This window comes from Pseudomonas avellanae BPIC 631 (assembly GCF_000444135.1).
In the GTDB taxonomy this organism is placed as follows: domain Bacteria; phylum Pseudomonadota; class Gammaproteobacteria; order Pseudomonadales; family Pseudomonadaceae; genus Aquipseudomonas; species Aquipseudomonas avellanae.
Window position 1 is genome coordinate 1 of sequence record NZ_ATDK01000338.1, and the last position, 13,134, is coordinate 13,134.

Annotated in this window: 7 protein-coding genes and 2 pseudogenes; 4 read left to right on the forward strand and 5 right to left on the reverse strand. The window is 57.4% G+C overall.

Going from position 1 to position 13,134, the window contains the following annotated elements:
- Positions 1-416 precede the first annotated feature (416 nt).
- The 3 genes from DW49_RS0120645 to DW49_RS0120655 all read left to right on the forward strand — a co-directional run bounded on the left by DW49_RS0120645 (position 417) and on the right by DW49_RS0120655 (position 7,718).
- Positions 417-1,538, forward strand: coding sequence for a beta-ketoacyl-ACP synthase III (locus DW49_RS0120645; protein WP_005619935.1), 1,122 nt, complete (start codon positions 417-419; stop codon positions 1,536-1,538).
- 120 nt (positions 1,539-1,658) lie between these two features.
- Complete coding sequence (locus DW49_RS0120650; RefSeq protein WP_024421377.1) at positions 1,659-6,551, forward strand: NEL-type E3 ubiquitin ligase domain-containing protein; 4,893 nt, start codon at positions 1,659-1,661, stop codon at positions 6,549-6,551.
- Between the two features lie 39 nt (positions 6,552-6,590).
- On the forward strand, positions 6,591-7,718 hold the full coding sequence (locus tag DW49_RS0120655; RefSeq protein ID WP_005619933.1) for a GNAT family N-acetyltransferase: 1,128 nt from the start codon (positions 6,591-6,593) through the stop codon (positions 7,716-7,718).
- Positions 7,719-7,985: 267 nt separating this feature from the next.
- Here DW49_RS0120655 and DW49_RS01000000128655 read toward each other — a convergent pair.
- The 5 genes and pseudogenes from DW49_RS01000000128655 to DW49_RS0120675 form a co-directional block, all read right to left on the reverse strand.
- Positions 7,986-9,817: pseudogene (locus tag DW49_RS01000000128655) on the reverse strand (ABC transporter ATP-binding protein).
- Between the two features lie 101 nt (positions 9,818-9,918).
- Positions 9,919-10,482: a peptidylprolyl isomerase A gene (locus DW49_RS0120665; RefSeq protein WP_005619932.1), complete on the reverse strand. Its 564-nt coding sequence runs from the start codon at positions 10,480-10,482 to the stop codon at positions 9,919-9,921.
- Positions 10,483-10,631: 149 nt separating this feature from the next.
- Positions 10,632-10,988, reverse strand: coding sequence for an alpha/beta fold hydrolase (locus DW49_RS1000000134330; RefSeq protein WP_005619931.1), 357 nt, complete (start codon positions 10,986-10,988; stop codon positions 10,632-10,634).
- A gap of 22 nt (positions 10,989-11,010) precedes the next feature.
- Positions 11,011-11,421 (reverse strand): annotated as a pseudogene (locus DW49_RS1000000134335) (alpha/beta fold hydrolase); the annotation flags it as partial.
- Positions 11,422-11,434: 13 nt separating this feature from the next.
- The gene (locus tag DW49_RS0120675; RefSeq protein ID WP_005619930.1) at positions 11,435-12,358 is read right to left on the reverse strand and encodes a LysR family transcriptional regulator; all 924 of its coding nucleotides are present in this window, start codon (positions 12,356-12,358) and stop codon (positions 11,435-11,437) included.
- A 67-nt stretch (positions 12,359-12,425) separates the two neighbouring features.
- Here DW49_RS0120675 and DW49_RS0120680 point away from each other — a divergent pair, with 67 nt between their 5' ends.
- The gene (locus tag DW49_RS0120680) at positions 12,426-12,740 is read left to right on the forward strand and encodes a hypothetical protein (protein ID WP_005619929.1); all 315 of its coding nucleotides are present in this window, start codon (positions 12,426-12,428) and stop codon (positions 12,738-12,740) included.
- The last annotated feature ends 394 nt before the right edge of the window (positions 12,741-13,134 follow it).

Here is a 13,134-nt window from a genome sequence, read left to right on the forward strand (position 1 = left end):
TGTACTGTTTGCGAAATAATTTACCCGTGTCCTGCAACCTAAGTTATTGATAAAATTTGAATTTTACGTTAGTTAGTAGCTGGTTTTTTCGAAAACAGTACACTAGGGAGCGATGCATTACGATGTATGCCTACATCGTAAACCCGTGATACTCAAAAGTCTGATTTTAATAGACATTATTGGATCTCCTAAAATTCTATGTACCGTTTAGGTATAAGTATGTAGCTTGGCCCGATAGCGCCAAAACCGGGCTCTGTGGCACACTCCGCGCCTGTCTTCACTGTGTCATGAAACGCTGCTCCCGCTTGCGGGCAGCTTTTACCTTAGCACTGGTACGCTGGTCCCAATAAGTGTGGGCTGGCAGATGCCGTGCCTGAGCAGGTCATTACCTGCAACTCAATAAAAGAGGAACGACCGTGCACAACGTCGTCATCAGCGGCACAGGCCTGTACACCCCGGCCGACAGCATTTCCAACGAAGAGCTGGTGCAGTCCTTCAATGCCTACGTTGCACAGTTCAACGCTGACAACGCAGCCGCCATCGAGCGTGGAGAAGTGCAAGCGCTCAGCGAGTCCAGCGCCGCGTTCATCGAGAAGGCATCGGGTATCAAAAGCCGCTTTGTGATGGACAAACAGGGCATTCTCGACCCGCAGCGCATGAAGCCCAACCTGCCTGAACGCGGCAATGACGAATGGTCGATCCTGTGCCAGATGGGTGTTGCGGCGGCCAATCAGGCACTACAGCGTGCAGGCAAGACGGCTGCTGATATCGACGGCGTTATCGTCGCCTGCTCCAACCTGCAACGTGCCTACCCGGCGATCTCCATCGAGATTCAGGAAGCGCTGGGCGTTGCGGGCTACGGTTTTGACATGAACGTCGCCTGCTCTTCGGCCACCTTCGTCATTCAGGCCGCCTGCAACAGCGTACAGCTCGGCCAGGCCCGCGCCTTGCTGGTGATCAGCCCGGAAATCTGCACCGCGCACCTGAACTTTCGCGACCGCGACAGCCATTTCATCTTCGGTGACGGCGCGACGGCAGTGGTGGTCGAGCGTGCAGACCTCGCCACGTCGGCTTTTCAGTTCGATATCGTCAGCACCCGCCTGTTGACCAAATTCTCCAACAACATCCGCAACAACTTCGGTTTCCTCAATCGCACTTCAGCTGAAGGCCAGAACGCGCCGGACAAACTGTTTGTGCAGGAAGGGCGCAAGGTGTTCCGTGAGGTGTGCCCGATGGTCGCCGAGCTGGTCAGCGCGCATTTGCAGGACAACGGCATCAACATCAGTGACGTGAAGCGCTTCTGGCTGCATCAGGCCAACCTGAGCATGAACCACCTGATCACCAAGAAGCTGCTGGGCCGCGAGGCCACGGTCGAAGAAGCACCGGTGATTCTCGACACCTACGGCAACACCAGCTCGGCCGGATCGGTCATTGCGTTTCATACCTATCAGGATGATTTGCCGAAAGGCGCGCTGGCGGTGCTCAGCTCGTTCGGTGCCGGTTATTCCATCGGCAGCGTGATTTTGCGCAAGCGTTGATGGCGTTCGATGGGTAGCGTTTGAGCAATAAGCGTTACCTGTCATATCCCGTTATGTCACCTGCAGGTCGTCGGGTCTTTATCGTGTTGGCTTTTCACGAAGCTATTACCGGTATCGACCATGTCTATTGTCCGCACCCCACCTGAAACGCAAGCAGCGCCTGCTTCCTTGCCCCCCACACCGCCGCTCGACTCCGCCCCCTTCGAGTCCGACCACCCAAACACCGGGTTCATCAGAAGCAATTTACCTGCCTGGTATTTAAGTGCTCCGGCAGCATTGCGACAGGCCCTGCATGCCAGCCAGCAGAAAGCCGGACGCTCCCGGCAGGCGCTGGAGCCCATTCGCAGCCGCCTGTTATCGGCGCAGATGTTTGCAGCACCTGTGCTATCGCACGCTTTTCTTGAACGTTTCAAACTCGCTTTGGATGTGGAAGCCTTCCAGCTTATGACCTGGCGCTATGACAGTGCCTGGAAACCTGACCCTCTCGAGCAGACGCTTTTGCAGGCAGCCTTGCAAAACTTCGTTTCCAGCAACCGAAGCCGGTTCGATCCCTATTCGGCAATCCTGCGCACAGGGGGGCTGCGTTACTGGCTGACCGACAGCGCTCAGCGCAGGTACAGGATCGAATACAAGGATCGTCTTGATATCAGCCTTGAACAGTTCGCTGACTTTTGCCATGAGCTGGATCTGGGCACCCAATACCAGTCCCATCTGGACTCTGTGTTCAAGCCCACCGGGCCAGATGCTGCGCAGGCGGTCGCCGCTGCTTTCATTGACAGTGAGCGTGATGCCGTCGAGGTGCTTGCGCATATTGCCATGATGAAGGGGGATATCACTGATACGGCTTACCAGGTGCTTCTCAATGTGGTGAAGCCCGAAGATCGCCCACAATGGGATGGCAAGGGGCTGCGCTATTGCCAGTTGCACATGCTCGATACTTACGCTTTTTCAGGCTGTCTTTTGCACGGTGCCCTGCTGATCCAGCAGGACATTGATAATCCTGATGGCGGCCCCTGCATGGTTTACATGCCTTGCGACCCATCTCATCCAATCAAACAGTACGCGTCGCTCCAGGCGTTCAACGCCAGCCTGATGAGATCACTCGACAGCGAAGGCTATCGGCAATATTTCAGTCGCTTCATCAGTTTGAGCCGCAGTCCGGAATTCTTTGCCAAGTTGAAATCGCGTCTCTATCCAGCCTCGGAGCACACGCTGGATGTCAACGCGGATTTGGTGTTGCAGGCGCAGCCGTTTTCAAAGCCTGCTTTCGAGTTGCTTTACGATCACTTGCTGAGCAAAACCTATGGCGATTCAAGAGCCTTAGCGGTGCCGTCCGCGCAGGTGGATCAGCAGGCCCGTGATGCATTGTTTGAAAGTCTGGAAAACAGCGGCATGAACATGCTCAATGCTGCCGGATTCTTTTTGCCGGTGTTGGGCGAGATAATGGCCGCAGTCGCTCTCTATCAACTGGCCAGCGAAGCGTTCGTCGCCTATCAGGACTGGACGCATGGAGAAGTTGAAGAGGCCATGCAGCATGTCTATGACATCGGTGAAAACGTGGCCCAGATGCTGGTCGTGGGCGGTGTAGCGGGTGCATTGAGGCGCGTTGAGCCGTCTATGCTTATCGAAAGCCTGGTGCAAAAGACCGTCGACGGCTCCGTGCGCCTTGGCAAACCGACCCTCGACTCATTCGCTGACACAGTCACGTTGCCTGACTCCCTGAACCCCAATGCTTTAGGGCTCTATGAGCTGGATGGCAAGACCTGGTTGCCGCTGGACGGTAAGCTTTATCGGGTCGAGGCGGACGCAAACCGACAGAACTGGCGTGTCCGGCACCCGCTGGACGCCCGTCGCTACTCACCGAAACTGGAGCACAATGGCGCGGGGGCCTGGCGCCACGAATGGGAAAACCCCATGGGCTGGGACGAGGTGACCGCCTTCAGACGCTTGAACCCCACCTGTAACGCGTTCACAGAGGCACAGATTCAGAAAGTCCTGCAGGTGAGCGGCACCGATGAAGCGGTCTTGCGTCAGGTACATGTCGAGAACTTTCAGCCCCCGGCCTTGCTTGGCGATGCCATTGAGCGTGTACAGATCGAGCACGAACTGCAAGGCTGTATCGAAAGTCTTCAGGGGCCGGAGCTGGCGCAGATAATGGTTTCTCATGTCGAGCCATGGATGCAGTTGATCACCTCTTCGCCGCGCTGGAACAAAAATCGAGGCTTGTTGCTGATCGACGTGCAAGGAACCCTGGTCAAGGCCTGGAACGCAGGTTCCGAGATGACGCTTTCGTCTCATGTGACAGGGCCGACACGTAATCTTGTGGCGGTCATCGGCCAGGTATTTGATAGTTTGACGCCTGCTGAGATCAGCCGGATGGCTGGCAGTGAAAGTACAGAAAGGGCTGTGCAGCTGCGCGGTATTGCCAATCATCTGGCTGATCATGCACAACGGCGGACAGAGCAGTTGATTGACGGTGTTCAGGCGTTGAATAGTCATGCTGACGAGCCGCTGGTCAAATTGATTCAGCGGGACTTCAGCCGCTTGCCGGACAGCATTGCCATAGAGCTGATGAACATGGCAAGCGATGAGGACAAAACGCGAATGACCTCGCAAAAGCGTATTCCACTGGCACTTGCCGAACAGGCCCGCGAGTATCAGCAGCAGTTACGGGTGAACAGGACCCTTGAAGGCTTTTACCACAGTGCGACGCTCAATCCGGATACTCATGTCGCGGGGCTTGGCTTGTTGCGGTACGTGCCTGGCTGGCGTGGCGACATCTCGATTGATCTTCTGAAAGACAATCTGGAAGGGGACACCATCGCCAGCCTCGATGCAAACCAGGCTGGCGCACCGCACAGGATTTTGGTGAAGACTGAAGCGGGGTACCAGCTTTTCAATCCGTCAGGTGATGCTATGGGCGCGATTGATCGGTCTTTTTTCAAGGCCTTGTTGGGAGCGCTTCCTGACGTGACGCGTACCCATATCGAGTTGCCTTTGAATGCGGACGAGCAAACATTGCGCAATATGCTGGGGCAAATCGCGTTCGTTCGACGCGACCTGGTAGCTGAAACGTTGCGTCTGCAACCTGTCAAACCGGGCCTCAAATGGCCACAGAGACTACCCGGCGGGCGTATCGGCTATCCCATGAGTGGGCGTCTGCGCGGTTTTTTTCGCCGACTGGGCTTCGGAGCCTCCAGCCACTCGCCTGAGCTGGCGGTAAAAAGCCTGTACCCGGATTTTTCCGATAATGAAGTGTCGAGCTTTCTTGATGAGTTACGGGCTGAACATACTGGATCAGATAGCGAGTTATCGAATTTCGTTCGGCAAAGGCTACGTAGCCTCGCCGATGAGTTACGCAACCTTCAAGTCACTTTGAACACTTGGGTAGATGACACGCCGTTTTCTTCGTTGCGCAGGGACAGGGAGGTCGTGGCGAGGCGTATTCACGAGTGCTGGAAAAGACTCAGCATTTACTGCAGGAACTATCAGGGTGAATTTATAGGGTATACGCTTGATCTGGATAATCTGCACATGGGACAACTACCGGATATGGCTGCCAGCTTCGGCCATGTGGTGGTGTTGAAAGGGCGCAACATGCGGCTTACTCAGCCGCACGCTGATGCATTACTGAAAAACTTCAATAACCTGCAGTCGCTGAGTCTGGACTTCAATGGCTTGCAGGCCTTGCCTGAGTCGATAGCCAGGATGACCCGGCTTGCAGAGTTGTCAGTCAGTCATAACCCCCTGAGCTGGACCGACGCCTCCAACGCTACGTTGCAGAGCCTGAGCCGACTGGAGATTCTGGACCTCAGTTTCTGCTCCCTGGGAACGGGGACGCGTATCAATGCGCTCAATTCATTACGCCTTCTACTATTGCGCGCTACAGGTATTGATGCGCTGCCCGAGTGCAACTGGCTCCGGTCTGATTTGATTCGTCTTGATGTGCGGGACAACCACATTTCGGACATATCGATCCAGGCGCTCGATAATATCGACCTTTCCCTCAGTTCCTCTCGCCTTCATCTGCACCTGAACGGCAATCCGTTGAACCCACAGACGCTGGAGCGTATCAGGCTGTTTCGTGAAGGCAGGATACGCCCGCGATGGGGTGTCAGCCAAACCCGTCAGCCACTGCAGGCAGGGCCGGGCAGCGCACCCTGGCTTGCCGGTATGAGCCGTGAACAAGTAGAGGTGCGGACGAGCGTTTGGCAAGATCTGCGGGCCTGTGCCGGATCTACAGATTTTTTTCAGGTGCTGAGTGACCTTGCTCACTCGGCTGATTTTACAAATAACCGGGAAGAGCTTACCGCTCGCGTCTGGGCAATGATCGTATCGGCTTCTGCAAACATGCAGCTTCGTCTCCAGTTATTCGATCTTGCAGCCCACCCTCAGACATGCGGCGATGGACTGGCATTGGTATTCTCGGATATGGAAATTCGTGTCTGGATGCTTTCGATCATGTCATCCGCGCCGCATGTCACGCAGCCGCTGGAGCTGTTCAAGATGAGCCGGAGCCTGGAACGTCTGGATCAGGTGGAAAGAACTGCTCTGCGCGAGATTGCCCTTCGTCAGGAACTACGTGAGCCGGTGGATGAAGCGGAAGTGCGTCTGGCCTATCGCATCGGCTTACAGGCTCGACTTGAGTTGCCCGCTCAGCCCAGAACCATGCTGTTCAGCAATATGGCGAGGGCCAGTGCTGACGATCTGGAGGCTGCTTACAACGAAGTAATTGCTCGCGAAGGGACTCAGGCGTTTTTTGAGTCAATGATTGCGAGGGAGTTCTGGATGAATTATCTGGAGACCCGCTACGCCTCTGATTTCGAGCCGATAAAGCTTCCTTTCCTTCAGCGCCTTGCCACGCTGGATGAGTTGCCGCCGGACGAGCAATCCGATCAGCAGTATCTTGATCAGGTTACGCTGATCTCCACAGAGCGCACGCAGGCGGTCAGTGACTTCGCTATCAATCTTACGTGGCGGATCTCGGATGCTGTGAATACAATGCCTCAATAAGGGATACTCTTTACAAAGCCTGCCCACCGGGGAACCTGCATGCCCGTTCACGTTATCGACAACCTCGGCACCGTTGCGCCTGCTCAATGGGATGCGCTGGTACCGGGCAACCAGCCGTTCCTGCGCCATGCCTTTCTCAGCTCGCTGGAAGACAGCGGCAGCCTTGGGCCGCGCTCCGGTTGGCGTGCCGAGCATGTGCTGCACTACGAAAACGATCAGTTGGTGGCGGCGTTACCGGCTTATCGAAAGTGGCATTCGTACGGCGAATATGTGTTCGACCACGGCTGGGCAGACGCTTGTCGGCGTGCTGGCATCGCTTATTACCCCAAGCTGTTGGTGGCCGTACCGTTCAGCCCGGTCGGCGGCTCGCGTATCCTGTCTGCCACGCCAGAGGGCGGCAGGGAGTTGCTCAGCGAGCTGCCGGCCTATCTGCAGAGCGAAGGGCTGTCGAGCGCGCATGTGAACTTCACCGACCCGGCCGCCGATGCCTTGCTGGAGTCGCAACCGGGCTGGCTGCAGCGCATTGGCTGTCAGTTCCATTGGCATAACCGTGGCTACCGGGACTTTCAGGACTTTCTTGATGCATTGAGTTCGCGCAAGCGTAAACAGATGCGCAAAGAGCGTGAGCAGGTGGCCGGGCAGGGCATCGAGTTTGAATGGCTCGAAGGCAGGCAAATGAGCGAAGTGCTGTGGGACTTTGTTTATGCCTGCTATTCCAATACCTACGAAATTCGTGGGCAGGCACCATACCTGACACGCGAATTCTTCAGCCTGCTGGCCGAGCGCATGCCCGAATCGATTCGCGTGGTCATCGCCTTGCAGGGCTCACGGCCTGTGGCGATGGCTTTCAGTTTGATCGGTGGCGACAGCTTTTACGGGCGTTACTGGGGCTGTCTGGCCGAGTTCGACCGTCTGCATTTCGAGACCTGTTTCTACCAGGGCATGGACTACGCCATCGCCCACGGCCTGCAACGGTTCGACGCGGGTGCCCAGGGCGAACACAAGCTGATCCGCGGCTTTGAACCACAGATCACCCGCTCATGGCATTACCTGATGCACCCAGGGCTGAAAGACGCGGTGAGCGAGTTTCTGGAGCAGGAGCGGGTCGGCATAATGGCCTACGCCGAGGAGGCGCGCAGCGCGTTGCCGTATCGGCAAACGGAGTAGCGGAGGGTATGCCTTCCCGCGTGGAGCATCGGCGCGAGAATTGAATCTCGTTCCTCACGCTCCGCGTGGGAATGCAGTTCTGGACGCTCTGCGTCCGCTCTTGATTGTGCGGAGCGGCGCAGACTTGTGACGCGGAGCGTCACGAAATGCATGCCAACGCGGAGCATTGGCACGATAGTCATGGGTATACATGGCAGCGGGTAGATCACTGGCCTTGAAGATCTTGTGGGACCAAGCTTGCTCGCGAAGAGGCCAGCAATCTCATACTCAATCCACCCCCACAAACCCTCCGGTCTGATGTTGCCACAGCCGCGCATACAACCCGCCGCGGGCCAGTAGTTCGGCGTGGGTGCCGGTTTCGGCGATCTGGCCTTTTTCCAGGACGACCAGACGGTCCATGCGGGCGATGGTCGACAGGCGGTGAGCGATGGCGATGACGGTTTTGCCTTGCATCAACGTTTCCAGGCTCTCCTGAATCGCCGCTTCGACTTCCGAGTCGAGTGCCGAGGTGGCTTCGTCCATGATCAAAATCGGCGCGTCCTTGAGCAGCCGCGGGTGATCGCGATACGCTGGCGCTGCCCACCGGACAGCTTGACGCCGCGCTCACCGACATGCGCATCGAAACCGGTACGGCCTTCGGAGTCCGATAACAGCGGAATAAACTCATCGGCGCGGGCCTTGTGGATCGACTCCCAGAGCTGTTCATCAGTCGCGTCAGGATTGCCATACAGCAGGTTTTCGCGAATCGAGCGGTGCAACAGCGAAGTGTCTTGAGTGATCATGCCGATCTGCGCACGCAGGCTTTCCTGGGTTATCCGGGAAATATCCTGGCCGTCGATCAGAATCCTGCCGCCCTGCACGTCATACATGCGCAGCAACAGATTCACCAACGTCGATTTGCCAGCGCCGGATGGCCCGATCAAACCGATCTTCTCGCCGGGTTTTATGTCCAGGTTGAGGTTGTGAATGATCCCGTTGCCATTGCCATAATGGAAATCAACCCCGTCGAACCTGACGCCACCGTTCTCGATCTTCAACGGTTTAGCGCCGGGCTGGTCATTGACCGTGACGGGCTGCGAAATACTTTCCAGGCCGTCCTGCACGGTGCCGATGTTCTCGAAAATACCGTTGACCACCCACATGATCCAGCCGGACATGTTGACGATACGAATCACCAGGCCTGTGGCCAGCGCAATGGCGCCCACCGAGATGATTGACTGGGTCCACAGCCAGAGTGCCAGCCCGGTCGTGGTGACAATCAGCACGCCGTTCATGGTGGTGATGGTGGTGTCCATCGACGTCACGACCCGGCCAGCCAGCTGGCTTTTCTCGGTCTGGTCCCGCATCGCTTCACGCGCGTATTGCTGTTCGTGATTGGTGTGGGCGAACAGTTTCAGGGTGGTGATGTTGGTGTAGCCATCAACGATCCGGCCCATGAGCCTTGAGCGCGCGTCGGACGATTCCACCGAGCGTTGCTTGACCCTGGGCACGAAATACATCAGCGAAAGAATGAACGCCAGGATCCAGGTGCCCAGCGGGATCATCAGTCGCCAGTCAGCCTCGGCAAACAGCACCATGGCGCTGATCGCGTAGATCAACACATGCCACAGCGTGTCCACCGACTGCACGGCCGAGTCGCGCAGCGAGTTGCCGGTCTGCATGATGCGCTGGGCAATACGCCCGGCAAAATCGTTCTGGAAAAAGTTGACGCTCTGTTTGAGCACGTAGCTGTGGTTTTGCCAGCGGATCAGATTGGTCATGCCCGGGCTGATGGTCTGGTGCACCAGCAGGTCGTGCAGACCGACGAAAATCGGGCGCAGCAGCAGGGCCACCACCACCATCCAGATCAGCTCCGGGCCATGAAGGCTGAAAAAGTCCTTGGGCGGCGTGGTTTGCGCCAGGTCAATGATGCGGCTCAGGTAGTTGAACAGCGACACCTCGATCAGCGCACCGATCAGGCCCACGACCAACAGCGCGAGAAACGTCGGCCATACCTGACGCAGGTAGTACAGATAGAACGCAAAAACGGTGTTGGGCGGGGAAGCGGTAGGGGCGTCTTTGAAGATATCGATCAGTTGTTCAAAACGACGATAAAGCATTGGCTATCACACCCACGCGACGTGGGTTCTCCTTGATAAGTGGAGGCTCTCCCGTCCGGCCCGCACGAAGCCCCAAGGCTTCGTGCAGTGCAGGTTGCTGATCAGTTGACGCGTTTGGCGGACTTGATCAGGATCGGGTCGACTGGCACGTTTTGCATGCCTTTCTGAGTGCTGGTCTGGGCGTTGACGATGTTGTCGACCACGTCCATGCCCTTCACGACTTTGCCGAACACCGCGTAGCCGAAGTCACGCGTGCCGTTGTCGAGCATGGCATTGTCATTGGTGTTGATGAAGAACTGGCTGGTGGCCGAGTTCACATCCGAAGTCCGGGCCATGGCAATGGTGCCGCGCACGTTATGCAGACCGTTCTGGGCTTCGTTCTGGATTGGGTCCTTAGTGGGTTTCTGCACCAGTTGCTGGGTGAAACCGCCACCTTGCACCATGAAGCCCGGAATCACCCGGTGAAAAATGGTGTTGCTGTAGAAGCCACTGTCGACGTAACCCAGAAAGTTCTGGGTGCTGACAGGGGCCTTGGTGTCGGCGAGCTCGATTTCAATTTGGCCGAAGCTGGTATCGAGTACCACATGCGTGGCTTTGTCTTGAGCTGCCATCAGGTTGGCGGCAAACAGCACGGAGCAGGCGGCGAGAGCGATTTTTTTCAGCATGTGGCAACACGTCCTTCAGTAAGAGATATCGACTGTGGCCAGCATGGTAAACACGTTTGGCTTTTTTTGCCCAGCGCCTCGCAAGATCCGCTGCGTATTGGGCGCTCGGCTTGCACATGGACTTGCACATGGACAGGCTGCGTACGTTTTCAGACTCCAGTGCCCGCGATGAATTCCAGCAGCGTGCGATTGAATTGCTCAGGCTGGTCCAGGGGCGTGGCGTGCCGGGAGTCATTGATGACCACCAGTCGCGCGTTAGGCAGGCTTTTGACGTAGCCCTCCTTGAGCGACACCGGGGTGTAGTCGTGTTCGGCCGCAACAATCAAGGTCGGGCAGGTGATGCGCCCCAGCCTGTTCTCCACGCCCCAGCCTACGATAGCGTCGAAGCTGGCCAGATAGGCGCGTTTGTCGTTCCTGCCCCAGCGTTCGGCCATCTTGCGCCGCAGCTCGGCCTGCTCCGGTTTGGGAAACAGCAGCTTGCCCAGCGCCTTGCCGAGGGTTGCCATGCTGACGAGGCGGGACAGGGTCCAGCGTCTGATCCACTGCCACAGATCGCCGGGGCTTCTGACCTTGACCTGCGGCGCGCTGTTGACGATGCACAGACTCTTGAGCAGGTGCGGCTGATCGACCAGCCAGCTGGAAGCCGATCATCCCGCCCATCGACAGGCCCACCACGTGCACCGGCCCCAGCCGAAGGTGCTCAATCAGCGCTTCGACGTCATTGCTCATGGCTTTAATGCTATAGCGCTGGTGCGGCTTGTCGGAGCGGCCATGACCGCGCATGTCCATGACCATGACGCGGTAGTGGCTGGCCAGCACCGGAATCTGGTACTCCCAGTCCTGACAGCTGGAACCCAGGCCGTGCAGCAGCAGAACAGGCTCGCCCTGGCCATACTCTTCGTAGTGCAGTGAACAGTCATCGTGCTCGAAAAAAGCCATTTGCCTACTCCTGTCAGGCTTGTTGAGTGGCGGGCAGCGCTGCGGTCAGCGGCGCGGTGTCGAAGGTGCGGATCAGGTCGATCAGAATCTGCGTCGCCGGGCCCAGTGGCCGGTCCTTGCTGGAGTAAAGGTAGAACGTCGGGTTGCGGATGCCACCCTTGTCGAGCGGCAGGGGCTTTAGCAGCCCTTCGCGCAGTTCGCGTTCGATCATGTGCCGAGGCAGCCAGGCAAACCCCAGGCCGTTGCTGACAAAGGTCGCCGCCGTGCCGAGGCTGCCGACTGTCCAGCGTTGTTCGGCGCCCAGCCAGCCGAAATCACGGGGCTTCTGCCTGCCGGAGTCGCGAATCACGACCTGCAACTGGCTTTCCAGGTCCTGGAAGGTCAGCTCACGATTGGCCTGATGCAGTGCGTGGTCCGGGTGCGCAACGGCGATGAACTCGACCGAGCTCATTTCCGTTCCCAGATGGCCAGCGATACTGTAGGCGCTGATGGCAAGGTCTGCGACGCCTTCGAGCAACACTTCCTCGACCCCCGAGAGCACCTCTTCACGCAGGCGAACCCGGCAACCGCGGCTTTGCGGCATGAACGCAGTCAGCGCCCTTACCAGCCGCGCCGACGGGTAGGCGGCGTCGATGACCAGCCGCACCTCTGCTTCCCAGCCCTGTTCCATGTGGTGGGCGAGGTCTTCCAGCTGGCTGGCCTGTTTGACCAGCTGCCGCGAGCGCCGCAGCAGGACTCCTCCGGCTTCGGTCAGCACAGCCTTGCGCCCGTCGATGCGCAACAAGGGCACGCCGAGCTGTTCCTGCATGCGCGCCACGGTATAACTCACCGATGACTGCGAACGATGCAATGCCTCGGCGGCCTGTGCAAAACCACCATGATCGACGACGGCTTGCAACGTGCGCCACTGGTCGAGCGTCACGCGGGGCGCTTTCATGCTGTAATTCCTCTTTAATGTGCGGGCTATTGTTCTACTCTGACAATCCCGTCCCGGAGATCGACGAATGAATCGACTGTGCTGTTTACTGCTGGTCATGCTGCCTGTCACAGCCTTTGCGTACCCCATCGAAGTGGAAAAGCAGTACCAGGACGTGAAAATCGACTATGCAACCCATGATGTCTACCACGACACCGGGGCGATCACCGTCAACAACTACGGTGACGTAGACGCCAAATGTTCAGTAGTGTTCACCAATGGGCCAGAAGCGCCGCGCACCCGGCGTGTGCAAGTGGGGGCAGGCAAGAGCGTTGACGTATCGTCCAAATTCAATCGCAGCATTATCAAGTTGCGCATCAAGCTCATCTGTCAGCCAGCCTGAGAGTAGAGCGCCCTTATGGATAAAACAAATTTATGGAGGGGGCGTAGAGGGGCTTCGCGTTTTTGATCGATGTGTTGGTTTTTAATTGAGGTTTTGGCGGGTGGGGTTCACAAAACTGCCACGCGTCGTACATTCAAGATCGGACGCGGAGCGTCCAGAACGGCATGCGACGCGGAGCGTCGCACGATAGTTGAAAGGGCGTGGCACGATAGCTGAAAGAGCGTGGCACGTTAGTTGGGATTATCGTTCCGCACGCTCCAGCGTCGGAATGCCTTGGGTGACGCTCTGCGTCACAGATCTGTGCTGCGCCGCGCAAAGATCGGAAGAGCGTCGTGTAGGGAAAGAGTGTAGATCTCGGTGGTCGCCGTATCATTAAAAAAAAAAAAAAAAAAAA